Genomic DNA, 18,784 nt, shown 5'->3' with positions numbered 1-18,784 from the left:
GCGACGGGACGGCGCGACCGTTCGAGGAGGTTTCATAGACGTGTCATCGGATCCCCCGTTCAAGGCCACGCTCGGGATCAGACCCGCCTCCCGCACGGACTTCATCGACGTGCGCGCGAGGATGGCCGAGGAGTTCGGAACCGATTTCGCCCGGTATCCGAAGGCGCTCTACATCTCCCACCACACCACGGCGGGATACCTGGACCAGCGGCTGGCGCAGCGGCTCGACAACGACCGGACGAGGCTGCGGGATTACATCAAGGTCTTTCACGAGATCTTTCCGCCCAACGCGGGATACGAACACGACGAACTCGAGCTGCGGACCGAACTGACGGACGAACAGAAGGCGACAGAGCCGGAGAACGCGGACTCGCACCTGACCTTCATCGGCGCCGGGCTTCAGAGCGCCGCCTCGTACGACAACGAAAGCGGTCGGCCGGTCTGGTTCGTCGACCTCGACGGTGTCCACAGGGGCGGGACCCGCGATCGGCGGACGACGGTGGTGGGATACGGATCGGAAGAGGTCGTGGCCCAATCGCGGTTGAGCGTCGAAGCCTCGCCGCGGGCGATCGATGCCATCGACCTCAGGGAACCGGAGTCCGGTTTCGTGGATCGGCTTCAGGATCTCGTCGAGGAACACGGGATCTCCTTCGGGCGGCTCGATGTGTCGCTCGCCGCGCCGGAAACCAACGCCAGCCTGACGGTCAACGAATACGAGCCGCTGTTGATGAAGAACGACCTGCGCGGGGTTCTCCTCAGTCCCCTGCGGTTCATGGCGGATCAAGGCAGAGAGGCCCTGAGAACGCCGCTGTCGCTGCCCGGGAAGGCGCTGCGGCTACCGGGGAAGGCCCTGCGGCTGTCCGGGAAGGCGCTCAACGTCGCCAGGATGGGCACGACCGTGCTGCGAACGTCTCCCGGTCCGGTTCTCGACACCGCCACGGTGGAGGCCGTCCACATCCTCAACTGGGCCCTCGAACGGATCGGCGTGGACGAATCCGTCATCGCGCGGGTGTTGAACCGGGCCCTGGCCTTTCCGGTGTCGCGCTTCCAGGGCCTCAGGCGGCAGATCAGCCTGCCCGTGATCGACCGTGACGGTGATGGAAACGGCGAGATCCCGTGGGGAACCTACCAGAGCCCCATTCTCATCCAGTGGAAGGCCCCGACGGAAACGACCCGCGAACTCGACGTGAAGCTGGTCCGCTTCGCGTAGCCCAGCTCCAGTGGTGTGCCGCACGGCCGCGTCGCGAGCGGCGGGAGGCGGTCAGACGAGGGATCGGCCCTGGGAACCGTCAACGGCGATGCAGGCGCCGGTGATCAGGCTGGCACGCTCCGAGGCGAGGAACGTCACGACATCCGCCACTTCGTCGGCCCGCCCGAAGCGCCCTAGCGGCAGATTCGCGTCCACGAACTTTCGCATCCCCTCGGGATCGGCCTTCACCCGGTTGTCCCAACTCCCGCCGGGGAACTGGATCGATCCGGGTGCGACGCAGTTCACTCGGATGCCGTCCTTGGCGAGTTCCAGCGCCATGATCCCGGCGGCGGAGATCAGCGCCGTCTTCGTCGTGTTGTAGATCGAGAGGCCCGGCCCGCCCTTCTCCCGTCCGAAGACGGATGAGATGAAGATGATCGAGCCGCCGCCCCCCTCGCGCATGAGCGGGATCGCGAGTCGGCTGGCCCGGAAGCCCGACAGGACGTTGAGCTGGAGGATGTCGAGCCAGTCCTCGTCGCTCGTCTCTTCGAACTTCCCGCGCCGGTTGCCCCCGACATTGTTCACGAGCACGTCCAGCGCCCCGTAGCGGTCGCGGGTCGCCTCGATGAGCTCCGCCGCCCCGTCTTCCGCCGCGATGTCGCACGCCACGGTCAGAACATCTTCAACGCCTTCCGTCCGCAACGACTCCGCCGCCGATTCGAGTGGTTCGCGGTTGCGCGCGCAGAGTGCCAGCCGTGCGCCCTCAGCCCCCAGCGCCCGCGCGGTATAGAGGCCGATCCCCCGGCTCCCACCGGTGACGACCGCGACCTTCCCCTTCAGCTTGAGATCCATGCGCGGGACTCTACCGGCGGCTCTGATTCACCGCCAGCCCTCAGCTGGCTTGGCGTTCGCGGACGCTAACGGACGAACATCACGGGGCGGGTGGGGAGGGCGTCGACGTCGATCACCTTCCCCTCCTTCATCACCATCGCCTGCCGGCGGATGTTCTGGATGTCGTCCAGCGGGTTCGCGTCCAGGAGGACGAGGTCCGCGAACTTGCCGGCTTCGATCGTGCCAAAATCGTCGAGGCCGCGGGCGGCGATGGCGCCGTTGCGGGTGCCGGCCACGATCGCCTCCGAGGTAGTCATGCCGAGTTCGACGAGACCTTCGATCGCCATCAGCGTGCCGATGCCCGGCTCCTGCCAGATCGGCTTCGGCTCGCGCAGGAACTGGATGTCGGCGGCGGGGAAGTTGTCCGTGCCGAGCGTTACGATGCAGCCCGCGTCGATGAGGCTCTTCGCATTCTGGCGGCGCATCGCGTTGCCATGGCCGAGGGCGTTGCGGTCGCGGCGCAGCTCGAACGACGTCTTCTCCCGCTCGACGGGCCGGCGCAGGCGTCCCCATTCGGCGAACTTTCCCTCGTTGGCGAGACGTTGCTCGGCGACCGCGACATCCGCGAGGTGCTGCTCCCACGCCGCGCCCGTGATCGTGTTCACGAGCATCGAGCAGATCACGCCGCGTTCACGAATCTGCGTCAGCAATTCCTCCGAGTAGGGTCGGCCGGCGAGGAGTTCCGGGTGCTGGATGAGATCGATTCCCGCTTCAACGGCGAGGCGGAGGCTTTCCGGGTTGGTGGCGTGCGTCTCGGTGGCGAGTCCGCGCCTGTGGGTCTCCTCCACGATCACCCGCTGCGCCTCGGGAGAAAAGCCGATCATGGTGGGGTAGGACCAGTGGCTGCTGCCCCCGTACTTCACGAAGTCCACGCCCTTGTCGAGGTAGTCGTTGATCGCGACGCGGAGCTCCTCGGGGTACATGTCCATGAGGTCCTCGCCGGCGCCCTGCGCGAGGTGGTCGGAGAACTGCTCCTCCCACAGCGACAGATCCGAGTCGTCGATCAGCGAGAAGGTGACCGAGAAGGCGCCTCCCCAGCCGACGATGTTGCCGGCGACCTGCATCCGCGGGCCGACTTCACGACCTTCCGCGATCGCGTCGCGCACCTCGATGAGTTGCGGAAGCTGGCCGTAGCTGTCGCGCACGTGCGTCACGCCGTGCTTCAGGTGCATCTGCGCGGCCTCGAGGGCGATCTCCGCCCCGCGCTCCCAGTAGAAGACGGCGTTCTCCTTCCGGTGCTTCCCGAACCCGGCCCCGTAGAGGCTCGTGTGCACGTTCGTATCCACGAATCCGGGCGTGAGGAACTTCCCCGCCCCGTCGATGACCCGCGCCCCGTCGGGTACGGCCGTCGAAGCGCTCGGCCCCACAGCGGCGATCCGGGCGCCTTCGATCACGACCGTCGCATCCGGCAGCGGAGCACCCCCGTTCCCATCGATGACCGTGGCCCCGACAATGGCGATCGCCTCCTGGGCGTGGAGACTCGGTGGAGACAGCCACATCGCCGAGACAGCGGCAACTACGACGGGAAGAGCTTGTCGAGACAACATGTGTCCTCCTTATGGGGCGACTGCCTTCTCCAGGAAGCGGTCATACCTCTTCGCGAGAGAACTGAGATCGGGATAATCCGAGGATCGAGGGGGGAGGATGACCGGCCGACCGTGTAATTCCTGAATGGCGTGTCTCAATGTCGGGCCATCGCGTTCTTCGAGAACGTCCGGCCGGACCTCGATGATATGGAGCGGCTCCGAGCCGGCACCGGACTGTTGACGGGTGTCTGGGCGAACGCCGAGGAAGAACCGGTCGAACGCGGCATGGTGGAGGCGGCACAGGGCCATTCCGTTGTTGACCGTCGGTTCGCCGCCTTCTGCGTCAGGATCGATGTGTGCGGCGTCGAGCAATGCGTCGCGGCGGAGGCGGCACAGGGCGCACTGATGACCGTAGGCGGCGAGAACCCGCTCACGAAACGCACGTTGATGCAGCCGTCGCCTCGTCAGGACGGTCACATACTCCCGGCGCAGAGCTGTGTCCTCTCGGACGCGTTCGGACGACCCGACGAGACTCGTGTGTGCCATGTCGTCCACGGCCACTGAGAATGTGTGGGACTCGCGCTCGTCGCGGACCACGAAAACGGGCCATACGGGCATGTATTTTCCTGGAATCAAGCCATGGAAGTACACCAGCGGCAGATGGTGTGACATGACCGATCGCAGTCCAACGTTGTCGGGGTGTTCCGGACCATCTCGGCGGTATTGGTATCGGAGGAGGTTGTCCGAACCGAACGCATCGTGATAGGGCCCTTTGGGAGCCGTCGTAATGGAGAGCGGGAGGTCCATCACGGCGGGCTTGAAGATGCCTTTGGGGCCGATCACGTGTACTTGCCGTCCACCGACCATGAACCCTTCGCGCAGCAGACTGAGGGGCAGCACATCCCCGTGGGTCGAGCATTGGCTCGAAAGCCACTCGAAGGCCGCGATCCGCACTTGCCGGTCTCGTTCGCGGTCGAAGCCCGCCGCACCAGCCGGCGTCCAAGGATCCTCGTAGCTCATCCGGCAGAGTAGAGACGCGTCTCGGAACGCGTCAAACGGAGTAGCCCGCCGAACGGTCTTGCCCCCCGTCGCCTCCGGGACGTGCGGGGAGAGGACTCTCCGGTGCAGGTTGGGGACGGACGCAGAACCACTTTCGCGAGGTACCGATGAAATACGCTCTGCCGCTGCTGTTGGTCTCATCGCTCACGCTGGGTTCTACGCACCACGGATCGCGCCCGACTCCGGAACCGGGCCGAACCGGGCCGGATCCGTCCCGTGAGCGGCCATCGGAGCGGGCGATGGACACGTATCCGAAGAACCCGGCCATCGACGCGCTCAACTACGCCTTCGCGCTCGCGCTCTCCGACGAGACGGACTTGATCTCGGGCGAGGCGACGATCGATCTCCGCTTCCTGGAGGCAGGGATCGAGGAGGTGCGGCTGGATCTGATCGAAGAGAAGCCCGACGGGACCGGCATGCGGGTCCGGGCCGTGACGGGGGCGGACGGTTCGCTGGAGTTCGAACACCGGGACGACGCGCTCTACATCTCGCTCGCGGCCCCGGTAGAAGCCGGCGAGCGGCGCCGGATCACGGTCGCATACGAAGGGATTCCGGCCACCGGTCTCATCATCGGGCCGAACAAGCACGGCGACCGCACCTTCTTCAGCGACAACTGGCCCAACAAGGCGCGGAACTGGCTGCCGACGATCGACCACCCGTACGACAAGGCGACGAGCGAACTCATCGTCACGGCGCCGGCCCACTACCAGGTCATCTCCAACGGACTACTCATCGAAGAGACCGACCTCCTGGACGGCACGCGCCGCTCGCACTGGAAGCAGTCGATCCCGATCGCAACGTGGCTGTACTCGCTCGGGGTCGCCCGGTTCGCGGTCCAGACCGTGGACTACTTCCGGGGCATCCCGATCCAGACGTGGGTCTACGCCCAGGATCGCGAAGCCGGATTCCACGATTTCGCGGTGCCGACGAAGCAGGCGATGGAGTTCTACGAGGACATGGTCGGCCCCTACTCGTACGAGAAGCTGGCGAACGTGCAGTCGAACAGCGTCGGCGGCGGAATGGAGGCGGCGACCGCCATCTTCTACGGCGACGCCTCGGTCACGGGCGAACGGGACGTGCGCTGGCGGAACGTGATCATCCACGAGGTGGCGCATCAGTGGTTCGGGAATTCCGTCACCGAATACGACTGGGATGACATCTGGCTTAGCGAAGGCTTCGCGACATACTTCACGCTGCTCTTCATCGAACATCAGTACGGGCGCGACGAATTCATCGAGCGGTTGCAGGTGAGCCGCGACCGGATCCGGGACTTCATGGCGGTGAACCCGGACTATCGCATCGTTCACGACAATCTCTCTGACATGGGCCTCGTGACGAGCGGGCCGGGAACGTACCAGAAGGGTTCGTGGACGCTGCACATGCTGCGCGGGGTCGTCGGGGAGGACGCGTTCTGGGCCGGGATCCAGGCGTATTACCGGGAGTTCCGGGACGGGAGCGCGACGACGGCGGATTTTCGGCGGGCGATGGAGGAGGCGTCGGGGCTCGACCTGCGGACGTTCTTCGACCAGTGGCTCTACCGCGGCGGGTGGCTGGAGTACGAGGGCGGCTGGAGCTACGACGCGACGGCGGGGGCGATTCACGTCGACATCCGGCAGACACAGGACGAACGCTACACTTTCCGTATGCCGGTGGAGATCGCGATCCACCTTCCGCCCGATGGTCCGCTCGAGCGCGGGGTGCACGGCGCCACTCGGCCGCCTCGATTCGAAGTGATCGACGTGGACGGGCGGGAGGGTCGGTTCACGATCCCCGTTCCGGCCGAGCCGCTCGACGTCGTCCTCGACCCGAACACGTGGCTTCTCATGGACGCGGCCTTCGAGCGGCGGTAGCGCAGCGCCGCGAGCGGCGGCCCTGTTGTTAGAGGGCGAGGTGTCGCACCACCGTGCTTGCACGGCCTTGGACGCGTGGGACAGCTTTGACGCCGCACTGACTCGCTCCAGAGGGGGGCGCTCCACTTGGCGATCGATCGACGGAACTTCCTGAAGGCGGCGACAGCCGGCGCGGCGGGCGTATCGCTCGGCGCCGTCCCGCCGCTGTCGGGCGGATCCTTCTTCGCAGGCGCCGTCCCCGAGCCGCGCGCCACGCCCCTCCGCAGGCGCGCCGGCCAGGCGCCCGACGTCGTCGTCATTGGAGCAGGCAACTTCGGCATCTGGACGGCGCTCAACCTCCAGCGGCTTGGCGTCTCGGTCACCGTGCTCGACGCGTACGGGCCCGGCAACTCGCGTTCCACCTCGGGTGGGGAAACGCGCGGCGTCCGTTCCTCCTACGGGGGGCGCCCCGAGGGCTTCGTCTGGAATCGCTGGGCCAACGAAGCGATCCGGCGCTGGATCCAATGGGATGAAGAAGGACAGGAACTCCTCCTGCCACGTGTCTTCTATCAGTCGGGCGATCTCATCCTGCGCGAGGAGATGGTCCCCTATCTCGAGGACACGATGGCTCAGTGGGACCGGCTCGGCGTCGACTACGAACTGCTCGACGTGGACGAGATCAACTACCGCTGGCCCTGGATCCGGACGGAGGAGGGGGTCTCACTGGGGCTCCATGAACCCAACGCGGGGGTCGTGCGGGCGCGGCGGGCCATCGAATCCGTGGCGAAGCGGTTCGAGATGGAGGGCGGCGAGATCCGGATCGCGCGCGCGGCTCTCGGGGCATCGGACGGTCGCCGGCTGAACGACGTGACCCTCGGAGGGGACGAGTCGCTGCCGGCCTCGACCTTCGTGTTCGCGGTGGGGCCCTGGATGGGCAAGACGTTCCCGGAATTGTTCGGGGACCGGATACGCATCCCCGTGGGCAACGTCTTCTACTTCGCGGTCCCGGATCGGCGCTTCATGTTCCCCAACATGCCGAGCTACGGCGTCCCGGGGTGTACGGGCTGGCCCGCGCTCGGCCCGGACCACCGCGGCTTCCGCGTGCGGGTCGGCGGGCAGCAGGGCGACGATCCCGACACCAGCGACCGCTGGGTGCCGCCGGAGGCCCACGAGCGGCCGCGCGAGATCCTCGAGCGCTATTTTCCCGACATGGTCGGCGCGGCGATCAACGAGACGCGCGCCTGCCACTACTGCTTCGGTCCCAGCCGCAACTTCCTCATCGACAAGCACCCCGACTTCGACAACGTGTGGCTCGCCGGCCTCGGGACGGCGGAGTCGTTCAAGCAGGGGCCGGTGCTCGGCGAGTACATCGCGAAGCGCGTCCTGGAGATCGAGGACGACCCCGAACTGGCGGAACAGTTCAGGTTCTCGCTCGAGGCTCCGGAGGGACGAGACCCGGGGGCGGCCCTGGATCCTGAGCTGGAGGACCTGGGCGGTTGAGCCGGCGGCGCGTTTTCCCGATGGCGGCTCTCGCCTTCGTCGCCGCGGCAGTCACCGTATCGGGCTGCTACGGCCCGCTGCGACTCACGCCGTCGGACCACACCACGGTCCTCGCCGAGCAGTCGCTGGACGCCGACCATCCCGCCCTCCCCGGCCCGTATCGCGTCTCGCGCCTCTACTACGGGAGCGGGACGGATCGGCGCCGGCCGGAATACCGCGATTCCGTCTCGATCGTGACGGAGACGGTCGACGCCTCGAAGCTCGTGTCGCTGGGGCAGTCGGCGAAGGAGCGAAACGGCTACTGGGGCTTCACGCCGAAGGAATTCCCCATCAACGGACGCGCCTGGTACCCCGAGGGCGAGGGCCCCTTCCCGCTGGTCCTCATCGTCCACGGGAACCACGACATGAGGGACTTCTCCGACCCCGGGTACGGCTATCTCGGCGAGTTGCTGGCCAGCCGGGGCTACGTGTTCGCCTCCGTCGACATGAATTTCATCAACGGCGGCATCCGCAACGAGAACGACGGGCGCGGCTGGTTCCTCCTCAAACACATCGACGCCTTCAAGGAGTTCGCGGCGGACGAAGCCACCCCGTTCCACGGAAAGATCGACTTCGACCGCATCGCCCTCATCGGTCATTCCCGCGGAGGCGAGGCGGTCGGGCACGCCGCGGCCTTCAACCGGTTGTCACGGTATCCGGACGACGCTTCGCTCGAGTTCGACTTCAACCACGGGATCCGCGCGATCATCGCCATTGCCCCCGTCGACGGACAGTACCTTCCAACAGGGCGCTTCGTGCCCGTCGAGAACGTCAACTACATGGTGTTCCACGGCTCGCACGATGGCGATGTCACGAGCTTCCACGGTCTGCGCCTCTATAATCGTCTGTCGTTCACCGATAATGGCGACTATTTCAAGACCGCAATTTACATGTACCGGGCCAATCACGGACAGTGGAATACCGTCTGGGGGAACAAGGACAATGGCCCGCGCAGCGCCCGGCGCCTCGACCTGCGGGGACTCATAGACGGTGAAGCGCAACGGGAGTTCGGGGAAATCTATATCTCGGCCTTCCTCGAGACCACGCTCCGCGACAATCCCGACTACATGCCGATGTTCCGGGACCATCGCGTGATCGGCGGATGGCTGCCCGAGACGATGTACATCACACAGTTCGAGTCGAGCAGTTTCCGGCCGCTCGCGTCGTTCGAGGAGGACATCGATCTCACGACGGGCACGGCGCCGGGGGTGACGCTGGAAGGAGATTCGCTCGGGACGTGGCGGGAGAACCTCCTCGACCTCCGCTCGCGGAACCGGCCCACGACGTCGAGTTCGCAGGGCAACAACGCGCTCTGGCTGGGCTGGAACAACCGGGGCGCCGGCGACGAGGACGCGCTGGGGACGCCCGCCAGCTACGCCATCGCGTTGCCGGACGGGCTGGGGTCGGAGTGGGGCCTGAGCGCCGCCTCTCACCTGGATCTGCAGCTTGGGGCGGTGGAGGGCCGGCCGGGGCCGCGAAGGCCCGGGGACGACGACGCGGACGCGGGTGCGTCCCCCGCTGCGGAAGACGCGGCCGAGGACAGCCGGGACGAGGTTCGCGACGAAGACGAGGAGCCGGTGGATCTGTCCGTCGTGGTCACGGACGCGAACGGCGAATCTGCGAGTTTGCTGCTGTCCAACTATGGGCCGATCCGCCGACCGCTGGAGACCGTCGTGCGGCGTCGCAACGACGCGGAGTCCTTTGACAACCAGTGGGAACTCGTGCTCCAGTCCTTCTCCCTCCCTCTCGCGGACTTCGTCGAAGCCAATCCCGCGTTCGATCCCGCCACGCCCCGGGAGATCCGCCTCCTCTTCGACCACACGGCGGCCGGCACCGTCGTCGTGGACGACATCGGCTTTTCGGAAAGGTCGTCCGACCGTTGAACCACGCCGATGCCCGGCCCGCGGGCTCCGTCACGCGCGAACTCGGCCGGCGCGAGCACGAGGGCAAACCGTTGCACGCGCTCGTCGCGACCCGGGTGGTTGGCGCGGGCCGGGAGGAGCTGTGGGACGCGCTGACCAGCGCCTCGCGGATCCCGAAGTGGTTCCTGCCGATTTCCGGCGACCTGCGCGCAGGCGGGAGTTACCAGTTGGAGGGAAATGCGGGCGGCGAGATCATCGCGTGTGAGCCGCCGGAGCGCTTCGCCCTGACGTGGCGCATGCACGGAGACGACAGCTGGGTGACGGTGACGCTGTCGGAGATGCCGGAGGGCCGCACCGAGGTGCGCCTCGAACATCTCGCGCAGTTTCCGCAGAAGTTCTGGGAGGAGTTCGGGCCGGGGGCGGTCGGCATCGGCTGGGACCAGGCGTTGTACGGACTCGAAGAGCATTTCTCCCCGGCCCCATCGGTCGTCCCGGAGACGGCGGAAGCATGGATCGCCTCGGAGGAGGGGAAGAACTTCACCCGCCGGAGCAGCGCCGCGTGGTGCGAGGCTTCCATCGCCCTGGGAACCGATCGGGAAGCGGCACAGGCCGCCGCCGACCGGGTGACCGCCTTCTACACGGGCGAGGACCCGCCGTAACGGCTAGCGGAAGCTGAGGCCGAAACGATGGGCGTTTCCGTCCACGTCGAAGGCCTGGAAGGCGTACTCCAGCGTCAGGGCGTCACCCGTGAACGCGAGGCCGAAGGTGAACGGGCTCCGTTCATCCTCCACCACGCGCTGGAGTCCGGCGCGGAGGCGGAAGGTGTAGCCCTGCACGGGCCAGTAGGAGATCTCGACGCCGCCGGCCGGGATGATCTCGCCATCGCGACGCCGGGCGACCTGGCTGGTGAGGAACATGTCCAGTTCCCCGACCTCGAAGGTCTCCGTCGAAATCCCCAGGGCGAGTTGGGTGGGGATTCTGTCCGTGATGTCCCGCGTCTCCAGATCCGGTCCCAGGTTGCGGACGGCCAGGCTGACCATCGCGGGTCCGAACTCGCGCGCCACTCCCAGATCCACCACGAGCGTACGATCCCGCAGCGCGCGCATGTAGTGAAGTTCGAGATACTTGGCCACGACGCCGGCGTCGACCACGCCGAACAACGCGCGTGCGTAGCCGAGCGAGGCAGCGAACTCGGTCACGGGTTCGCCGTCCCCGAACGCCGCGGCCTGGAGGTCCGGATACGAGGCGGCACCGGCGCCGCCGTGGCGCATGTACTGGAGACCGACCGCGAAGTCGCCCAGTCCGACGCTTCCCTTCGAGGCGAGCGTCGCGATGGTGCCCTCCGAGCCGTACCGCTGCAGACCCGCCGCCATGCCGTCTACACGCCCCATGAGAGCAGGTGCGTAGAAGAGGAGATCGGCCCCGCCGCCCAGCAGGTAGGGCGCGTTCCCGTACGCCGCCGCTTCCACGCTGGCCGGGGCCTGGAGTACGAGGGCGCGGTAGTCAACCCGCTCCGTCTGCATCTGGGCCCGGCCCCCGCCCGCGGTAGCGCCGATTGCCAGGACCGCGAGCGGCAGGGAAACCGCGAGCCGTGCGGCGGGAGATGGCGCGGCTCGCTCCCGCGCGGCTCTCAATCCCACAGGCGCTCCGTGGCCAGGAACTCCCCGAATCCGTCCGGATCGTCGGCGGCACGCTCGATTCGATCCACGCCACGCTCGATGTCCTCCATGCTGTTCGCGATCGAGAGACGGAGGAAGTGCTGGCCCCCGGAGCCGATGCGGCAGAAGGAGGCCCGGTCCATCGTGGCCACGCCGTATCGATAAAGCAGGAACATCTGCAGCATGCCCGATGGGGTCGTCCGCGCGCGGGACTCCGCGGGCATGGCGTCGTGCGCATCGAACACGCCCAGCCGCTCGCACACGCCCGACACGTTCGGAAAAACGTAGAACGCGCCCTTCGGCAACTGGCAACTCAGGCCCTCGATCGCGTTGAGCGCGGGCACGATGAAGTCCCGCCTCCGCTCGAACTCTCCCACCATGTGCGCCACGACGCCGGCCGTGGCCGGATCCTCGTACGCAGCTCGCCCCCCTTCCTGCAGGAAGGGCGGGACGCACGACATGATGTTGATGTTCAGTTGCTTGAAGACGTCGGCCTCCTCTTCCGTCGGCAGGACGGCCCAGCCGAGGCGCCACCCCGTCATGGCGAACCCCTTCGAATGGCCGCTCGCGATGACCGTCCTCTCCGCCATGCCCTCGTGCGACGCGATGCTGCGGTGCTCCAGACCGTCGAAGAGGATGTGCTCGTAGATCTCGTCGGAATAGATCCGGACGTCCGGGTGACAGCGTTCGCGGATCACGGCCGCGATGCCCGCAAGATCTTCCGCCGACAGCACGCCTCCGGTCGGATTGGAGGGCGAACAGAGGATGATGAGCCGAGTGCGCTCGGAGAGGAGCGCTCCGAGGTCGTCCGCCGTGAACGCGAAGCCCTTCTCTTCCGAGAGGTGCAGGGGCACGGGACGCGCCCCCACGAACGTCGCCCACGACTCGTATATGGGGAATCCGGGGCTCGGGTAGACGACCTCATCGCCCCGGTCCACGTACGTCTGGAAGGTGTAGCCGATCGGCGGCTTGGCCCCGGGGGTGACGACGACCTGATCCGCCTCCGCGGAAATCCCGCGCGTGTCCGAAACATGGCGGGCGATCGCCTCGCGGAAGGACGGGAGTCCGGCTGCGTCGCAGTACCCCGAGTTCCCGGCCTCGAGTTCCGCGACGGCGACCCGATTCAGGTGGGGCGCGCTGCGGAAGTCCGGCGCCCCGATGTTGAACCGGATGACGTCCAGTCCCCGGTCGAGACACACCTGGATGTCGTCGTTGACCTTGAAGGCGTTCTCGGTCCCCAGATCGGCGAGGCGCTGCGCTAGAACGGGCATGCCCGATAATGTCCCCGTCGCCCACCCGCTGCCAGTAGAACGGCACTCACTCCATTTGATGCCTCATCCGCAGTCCCATACGATGCCTGCACGAAGAAGAGAGCGGCCAACAGTGGTCCGTGAGCTGGGTCGATACGGCATTCAGCACACCTCGGAGGATCCATGTATCGAAGAATCGTGACCGGCCGGATCGCGCGCGCCGGACTCCTGGCGACGCTGCTGCTCCCTGTGGTGCCCGTTTCCACCGAGGCGCAGGAAGCGCGGCGGCGCTGGGAGCGGATGAACCAGATGCGGCGCGAGAAGTTCGATGTCGTGCTGCCCGAGGTCATGCGCGAGAACGGGATCGACATGTGGATCACCGTGCGCAAGGAGGGGCTCGACGATCCGCTCACGCCCGATTTCGGGCCCGGGTACGTGAATCCCATCGGCTACTACATCTTCACCGACCGCGGCGGAGAGCGGATCGAACGCGCCGCCCTGGGAATCGGGGGATACCTGCTGGCCGGAAACGGCGCCTACGACATCGTGACCGGCAACTTCGATCTTCGGGAGTTCGTCGCCGAGCGGGATCCGGAGCGGATCGGCCTCAACATGGGGTCGAACATCGGCGCGGCCGACGGTCTCTCCCATACCGGCTACCAGCACCTCGCGGAAACGCTGGGCGAACCGTGGGCGTCGCGTTTCGTCTCTGCGGAGAAGCTCGTGTCCGACTTCAGGTCGCGCCGCGTCGCATCGGAGCTCGCAGGCTTCGCCGAGGCGGGCGAGATTTCGCGCGAACTCGCGGAGCGGGCCCTCTCGAACGAAGTCGTCACGCCCGGCGTCACGACGCTCAGAGATGTGGCATGGTGGCTCATGGACCGGCTGCTCGAGCGCGGGCTCGGTTCCTCCTTCGGCTTCCCGTCCATCTATATCACGGGGCCCGAAGGCATCGAGGCGACCTCCAGCGACCGCATCATCCAGGGCGGCGACGTCATGATGATCGACTGGGGCGTCTGCCACCTGAACTTCTGCACCGACATGAAGCGCGTCGCCTACGTGATGCGGCCGGGGGAGACGGAGGCGATGCCGGGCGTGCAGAACGCGTTCGACCGGGCGATCGAGGCGCGGGAAGTGTCGCGCCGCGCGATCCGGGCCGGCATCACCGCGCGCGAGAACATGGACCGGATCGGGGCCGCGCTCACGGCGGCCGGGTTCAATCCCATCCCATTCAACCAGCCCACGGAGGGGCCGCAGACGGACGTGACCTGGGAGGGGCACCACTCGGTCGGCAACCTCGGGCACGGGATCGGCCCCTCGATCGCGACGTGGAACCCGCGCCGCCTCACCTTCGAGGTCGTGCCGTCGAATCTCCTCGCGATCGAAATGTTCGCGTACACCGCGGTCCCCGAATGGGGGGGCGCGAAGTTGCGCGTGCCGCTGGAGGATGACGCGGTGGTCACCGAACGGGGCGCCGAGTGGCTCTACCCCGCGAACAGCCGCCTCCTCCTGATCAAGTCCGATCCCGCCGCGAAGCGGACCGTCTCGTGACCCGGAGCCGGCCCGGGGGATGACCACCCTCCACGAGCTTCTCGTGCGTGCGAGCCGCACGTTTGCGGTCGGCATCGAGATCCTTCCGCACCCGCTGCGGGACGAGATCACCGTGGCCTACCTGCTGCTGCGCGTCTCCGACTACCTGGAGGACAACCAGGAAATCGCGGAGGACGAGAAGGTCTTTCTGCTGGAAGAGTGGCGGCGCGTGCTCGACGGAGGTTCCGGACGCGCGGCGCTCATCGAACGCCTGGGAGAAGCCGCGGAGGACACGCCGGACGCGTCCGTGGCCCGGCACACGGCGCGCGTTCTCGAAGGACTCGGCCGTCTGGCGCCCGACGCCCGGGAGATCGTCGTGCGCCGGGTGCGGGAGTCCAGCGCCGGGATGGCGCGGTGGACGGAGCGGGGATCGGAGTTCGAGACCGAGGCGGACCTGGACGACTACATGCACGAAGTCGCCGGGCGGGTGGGCCATCTGCTGACGGAACTGTTCGCCCATCGGCTGCCGGGCGTCGGACAGGATCGTGCGCGAATGATGGCGCTGGGACGGGAGTTCGGCCTCGCGCTGCAGACGGTCAACGTGATCAGGGGGCTGCACGAAGACCGGCATCGCGGCTGGGTGTACGTGCCTGCGTCCTTCCTCCCCGACGGCATGGATCCCCGCGAGCTGTTCGAGCCCACAAACCACGCGGCGGCGATGACGGTGCTCGAGCGACTCGTGGAGAAGGCCGACCGCCACCTGGCGGCGGCCCGGAGCTACATGCGGATGATCCCGAGACGGTACCACCGGGTGCGCCTCTTCTGCCTGCTCCCGCTCCTCTTCGCCGTGCGGACCCTGGCCATCAGCCGCACGAATCCGGAGGTGTTGGATCGGGAGACGAAGATGTCCCGCCGCGAGGTCCTCGCGATCACGCGCCGTGCGAAGCTCTTCGGCTTCTCCAATCGCTGGATCGCCCGCTACTGCCGGCGGCTCGCCGCGCGGGGCGCCTGACGAACCCGGTCCGGAGGTTAAGCGCGCGCCAGCCGCCAGCGTTCCCGCCGCGCCGCGAGGTTGTACTGCGTCATCACCAGCGCCGGCACCACGACCATGAGGAGGATCGTGGCGATGAACACGCCGAAGCCGACGGAGGTCGCCAGCGGCACGAGATGCTGAGCATACGTGCTCGTCTCGAAGATCAGAGGGGCCACGCCGAGGAATGTCGTAATCGACGTGAGCATGATCGCCCGGAATCTCTCCTTGGCCCCGCTGATGATCGCCTCCGCGGGCTCGAGGCCGGAGTCCCTGAGGTCGTTGATGAACCGGATCATCATGAGCGAGTCGTTCACGACCACGCCGAAGACGCCGACGAGTCCGTACAGCGACCACAGTCCCCAACTGAGACCGAGCAGCATGTGGCCGGCGAGCGCGCCGATCGCGCCGAGCGGAACGGCGGCCAAGATGATGAGGGGCTGCGTGTACGAGCCGAACGGGATCGCCATCAGGCTGTACATGATGAGGAGAGCGAGAATGAGCGACCGGCCCAGCACGGAGATCGCGTGATCCTGCTCCTTTCGCTGGCCGCCGTACGTGTAGGCGAGATCCGGGTTCTCGCTCGTCAGTCGCGGGAGGACTTCGTTGTCCAGTCTGGCGTTCACCTGCTGGCCGGTGGCGATGCGCGGGTCCACATCCGCGGTGATCGTCACGGCGCGGCGTCCGTCGACCCGGTGAATGGCGGCTGACGAGCGGGAGAATCCGGCGGACGCGATCTGACCCAGCGGCACTTCGCCCCCCGGCGTGCGGACGAGGTAGTTCTCGACATCGGTCGCGGAGTTGCGCTCTTCCTCCGGAAGCCGGACCCACACGCGCATGTCTTCGCGCCCCCTGGGCACCCTCAGCGCTTCCGTCCCGAAGAAGGCCGAGCGCACCTGCGTCGCGAAGCGGTCGAGCGTCAGGTTCAGGGAGCGGCCCTCCGGATTCAGCTCCAACTGAAGTTCCCGGAACCCTTCATCGAGGTTGCTCCGAATGTCGAAGGTCCCCTCCATGGCCGTCAGTTCCGCCGCGAATTCGCCCGCAATGGCCTCCAGGCGATCCGGATCCGGATGGGACAGTTCGTAGTGAACGGGCAGCCCCAGACCCAGAAGGTTCGATGAGATCGAGAGCGATTTAGCCTCGGCGGCGACCCCGACCTCTTCCCGCCACACGCGCTCGAAGGTGGAAGCGGCGATGCCCCGGCTGTTCCAGTCGTGGAGCTTGAACTGCACGGTGCCGAGGTGGCCGCGAGCCGCCTCCACCGCGTCCCCGCCGAGAGGGTCGTACAGTGCCGCCAGCTCGCCCACCGTGACGGCGACGTCGAATTCCAGCGGATCCTCGCCTCCATCGCCATCCTCCGAAAGGCGGGCCACGGCCCGGTGCCCCGCGGCTTCGATTTCCGCGACGATCCGGGCGGTGCGTTCGGCCGGAGTCCCCGTCGGCATCTCCAGGTTCGCCGACACGACATCGCCCTCGATCGGGGTGATGAACTGGTTGGGCACGATGCCCGACGCCACCGTCCCCAGCGAGATCACGAGCAGGCCGGCCGCGGAGGCGAGGATGATGGAGGGCTGCTCCGTCGCGAGGCGGAGTCCGCGGTCGAGCGGTCCGTCTGCGATGCGCTTCATCGTTCGGTCCACGGCCCCCTGAGCCCGCTCCAGCATCCGATGGGCGGCGCCGGACCTCCGCACGCCGGGAGCCGCCAGATGGGACAGGTGGTTCGGGAGAACGAGCAGCGATTCCATCAGCGAGATCACGAGCACCGCGATCACCACGAGTGGAATCCCGCGGCCGAGTTCTCCCTGCGGGCCGGGCGCGTTCAGCAGCGCGGCGAAGGCCGTGATCGTCGTGAGAACCGAAAAAATGACGGGGGTGCTGACGCGGCGCGTGCCGCGGATGGCGGCCGCGAGCCCCCGGTGTCCCCTCTCTCTCTCCGCGAAGATGCTCTCTCCAACGACGATCGCGTCGTCCACGACGATGCCCAGCGCAAGAACGAGCGCCATCAGCGAGAACATGTTGATCGAGATGCCCAGGAACCCCATCACGAGGAACGCGCCCATGAACGAGACCGCCAGACCCACGGCCACCCACATGGCGAGTCGAATCTCCAGGAAGAGCGCCAGCGCCGCAAAGACGAGCGCGAACCCGATCAGGGCGTTCTCCGTCATGAGGCCGAGACGGCCGCTGACTTCCTCCGAATCATCCTTCCACAGTTCCACCGAGACGCCTTCGGGCAGGGCCGGCACGACTTCGACGTCGAGATACCGCTTTACGGCTTCGGCGATGTCCAGCACCTGCTCGTCGGAGGTCCGGTACACGTCGACCCGGACCGCCGTCTGCCCGTTGTAGCGGACGCTCAGATCGGTGTCGGCGAAGCCGTCCCGCACCGTCGCGATCTCGCCGAGCCGCACCGACGTGCCGTCCGGACGGCCGAGGAGGATGATCTCCTCGAAATCCACCTGCTCGTAGTTCTGCCCCAGCGTGCGAACGAGGATGTCCTCGCCACTGGTGGATACCCGGCCGGCGGACAGTTCGAGCGAACTCTGCCGCACCGCGAACGCGATGTCGTCCAGAGTCAGACCGAGGGCGCGCAGGCGCCGCAGGGGCACCTCGATCGAGATCTCGTACGGACGGGCGCCGCTGATCTCGGCCAGCGACACCTCGGGAAGGGCGGAGAGTCCTTCCTCGATGCCGTAGGCCAGTTCCTTGAGCGTGCGCTCCGGCACATCGCCGTACACGAGAAGACGAATGACGCTCTGCCGACTCGTGATCTCGCGTATCTCGGGCCGTTCCGCAGCGGCCGGGAAGGTCGGAATGCGGTCGACCTCGGCCTTCACTTCGTTGAGGGCGCGGTTGACGTCCGTCCCCGAAGTGAACTCCGCAATCACGGACGCGAGCCCCTCGGACGCGGCGGCTTCCACTCGGCTCAGGCCGTCCACCGCCCGGATCTGCTCCTCGATCCGGCGGACGATGGATTCCTCGACCTCCTCGGGAGCCGCGCCGGGATAGGGGACAAGGATCTGGACGCGGTCCAGGGAAAAATCGGGCAGGACTTCCTGGACCAGGTTCCGGGCCGAGGCCAGGCCCGCGAGGACGAGAAACAGCATGACCACGTTTGCGGCGATGCCGTTCTTCGCCATGAAGCCGATGGGGCCCCGGATACTGCTTCGGTCGAAGTGACCGTCGTCACTCACACGGCGCTCTTCCGTGATGTGTCCCACCTCCCCTCAGCCGACGCTCGCAGGCCTGACGGTCGACACTCGCAGGCCTAACGGTTTACGCGGCGCGCGACCGATTCGCCAGAGCGCGGGGTGAACGGATCCCGGGCGTCACCTCCCCCAAAACTTTTGTCATTTGTTGTCCGAACGTATTCTCTACGGTTGAAATGGAGAGAGATTCGGGTTGAATTGGAGAGAGATGAGAT

Annotated in this window: 13 protein-coding genes; 7 read left to right on the top strand and 6 right to left on the bottom strand. The window is 67.0% G+C overall.

The window, feature by feature from the left end; genetic code table 11:
* Positions 1–40: 40 nt before the first annotated feature.
* Positions 41–1,210, top strand: a complete 1,170-nt coding sequence (locus ACQY5G_RS06225) for a hypothetical protein (protein WP_428278031.1) — start codon at positions 41–43, stop codon at positions 1,208–1,210.
* Between the two features lie 51 nt (positions 1,211–1,261).
* Here the strand turns inward: ACQY5G_RS06225 and ACQY5G_RS06220 are convergent, their stop codons facing one another.
* The 3 genes from ACQY5G_RS06220 to ACQY5G_RS06210 all read right to left on the bottom strand — a co-directional run bounded on the left by ACQY5G_RS06220 (position 1,262) and on the right by ACQY5G_RS06210 (position 4,626).
* Positions 1,262–2,041 (bottom strand): SDR family NAD(P)-dependent oxidoreductase, encoded by a 780-nt coding sequence (locus tag ACQY5G_RS06220; protein ID WP_428278029.1) that lies wholly within the window; start codon positions 2,039–2,041, stop codon positions 1,262–1,264.
* Positions 2,042–2,106: 65 nt separating this feature from the next.
* Complete coding sequence (locus ACQY5G_RS06215; protein ID WP_428278027.1) at positions 2,107–3,627, bottom strand: amidohydrolase family protein; 1,521 nt, start codon at positions 3,625–3,627, stop codon at positions 2,107–2,109.
* A 9-nt stretch (positions 3,628–3,636) separates the two neighbouring features.
* Entirely contained in the window at positions 3,637–4,626 is a 990-nt protein-coding gene (locus ACQY5G_RS06210; RefSeq protein ID WP_428278025.1) for an HNH endonuclease, read from the bottom strand.
* Between the two features lie 278 nt (positions 4,627–4,904).
* Here ACQY5G_RS06210 and ACQY5G_RS06205 point away from each other — a divergent pair, with 278 nt between their 5' ends.
* From ACQY5G_RS06205 to ACQY5G_RS06190, 4 genes are all read left to right on the top strand, one after another.
* On the top strand, positions 4,905–6,515 hold the full coding sequence (locus ACQY5G_RS06205; protein WP_428278023.1) for a M1 family metallopeptidase: 1,611 nt from the start codon (positions 4,905–4,907) through the stop codon (positions 6,513–6,515).
* A gap of 126 nt (positions 6,516–6,641) precedes the next feature.
* Positions 6,642–7,994: an FAD-dependent oxidoreductase gene (locus ACQY5G_RS06200; protein ID WP_428278021.1), complete on the top strand. Its 1,353-nt coding sequence runs from the start codon at positions 6,642–6,644 to the stop codon at positions 7,992–7,994.
* Positions 7,991–9,916 (top strand): alpha/beta hydrolase family protein, encoded by a 1,926-nt coding sequence (locus ACQY5G_RS06195; RefSeq protein ID WP_428278019.1) that lies wholly within the window; start codon positions 7,991–7,993, stop codon positions 9,914–9,916. The genes ACQY5G_RS06200 and ACQY5G_RS06195 overlap by 4 nt, the downstream gene beginning before the upstream one ends.
* Entirely contained in the window at positions 9,913–10,554 is a 642-nt protein-coding gene (locus ACQY5G_RS06190; RefSeq protein WP_428278017.1) for an SRPBCC domain-containing protein, read from the top strand. Before ACQY5G_RS06195 ends, ACQY5G_RS06190 begins: the two co-directional genes overlap by 4 nt.
* A 3-nt stretch (positions 10,555–10,557) precedes the next feature.
* Here ACQY5G_RS06190 and ACQY5G_RS06185 read toward each other — a convergent pair whose 3' ends face one another.
* Positions 10,558–11,529: a hypothetical protein gene (locus tag ACQY5G_RS06185; protein ID WP_428278015.1), complete on the bottom strand. Its 972-nt coding sequence runs from the start codon at positions 11,527–11,529 to the stop codon at positions 10,558–10,560.
* Positions 11,526–12,824: a pyridoxal phosphate-dependent aminotransferase gene (locus tag ACQY5G_RS06180; RefSeq protein WP_428278013.1), complete on the bottom strand. Its 1,299-nt coding sequence runs from the start codon at positions 12,822–12,824 to the stop codon at positions 11,526–11,528. The genes ACQY5G_RS06185 and ACQY5G_RS06180 overlap by 4 nt, the downstream gene beginning before the upstream one ends.
* 162 nt (positions 12,825–12,986) lie before the next feature.
* Here ACQY5G_RS06180 and ACQY5G_RS06175 point away from each other — a divergent pair, with 162 nt between their 5' ends.
* Together ACQY5G_RS06175 and ACQY5G_RS06170 are read left to right on the top strand one after the other, a co-directional pair.
* Positions 12,987–14,351, top strand: a complete 1,365-nt coding sequence (locus tag ACQY5G_RS06175) for a M24 family metallopeptidase (protein ID WP_428278011.1) — start codon at positions 12,987–12,989, stop codon at positions 14,349–14,351.
* Positions 14,352–14,370: 19 nt separating this feature from the next.
* Positions 14,371–15,342 (top strand): squalene/phytoene synthase family protein, encoded by a 972-nt coding sequence (locus tag ACQY5G_RS06170; RefSeq protein WP_428278009.1) that lies wholly within the window; start codon positions 14,371–14,373, stop codon positions 15,340–15,342.
* Positions 15,343–15,359: 17 nt separating this feature from the next.
* Here ACQY5G_RS06170 and ACQY5G_RS06165 read toward each other — a convergent pair whose 3' ends face one another.
* Positions 15,360–18,554 carry an efflux RND transporter permease subunit gene (locus tag ACQY5G_RS06165; RefSeq protein ID WP_428278007.1) on the bottom strand — a complete coding sequence of 1,065 codons (3,195 nt, stop codon included), beginning with the start codon at positions 18,552–18,554 and terminating at the stop codon, positions 15,360–15,362.
* Between the last annotated feature and the right edge of the window lie 230 nt (positions 18,555–18,784).

Origin of the sequence: Candidatus Palauibacter sp. (genome assembly GCF_965261555.1) — a bacterium.
Taxonomy (GTDB): Bacteria; Gemmatimonadota; Gemmatimonadetes; order Palauibacterales; family Palauibacteraceae; genus Palauibacter.
This window is presented reverse-complemented; position numbering and strand designations above follow the sequence as displayed.

Excerpts from the sequence above, each read along its gene's own strand:
- ACQY5G_RS06220 (WP_428278029.1), bottom strand. The coding sequence starts at position 2,041 with ATGGATCTCAAGCTGAAGGGGAAGGTCGCGGTCGTCACCGGTGGGAGC.
- ACQY5G_RS06215 (WP_428278027.1), bottom strand. The coding sequence starts at position 3,627 with ATGTTGTCTCGACAAGCTCTTCCCGTCGTAGTTGCCGCTGTCTCGGCG.
- ACQY5G_RS06210 (WP_428278025.1), bottom strand. The coding sequence starts at position 4,626 with ATGAGCTACGAGGATCCTTGGACGCCGGCTGGTGCGGCGGGCTTCGAC.
- ACQY5G_RS06205 (WP_428278023.1), top strand. The coding sequence starts at position 4,905 with ATGGACACGTATCCGAAGAACCCGGCCATCGACGCGCTCAACTACGCC.
- ACQY5G_RS06180 (WP_428278013.1), bottom strand. The coding sequence starts at position 12,824 with ATGCCCGTTCTAGCGCAGCGCCTCGCCGATCTGGGGACCGAGAACGCC.
- ACQY5G_RS06175 (WP_428278011.1), top strand. The coding sequence starts at position 12,987 with ATGTATCGAAGAATCGTGACCGGCCGGATCGCGCGCGCCGGACTCCTG.
- ACQY5G_RS06170 (WP_428278009.1), top strand. The coding sequence starts at position 14,371 with ATGACCACCCTCCACGAGCTTCTCGTGCGTGCGAGCCGCACGTTTGCG.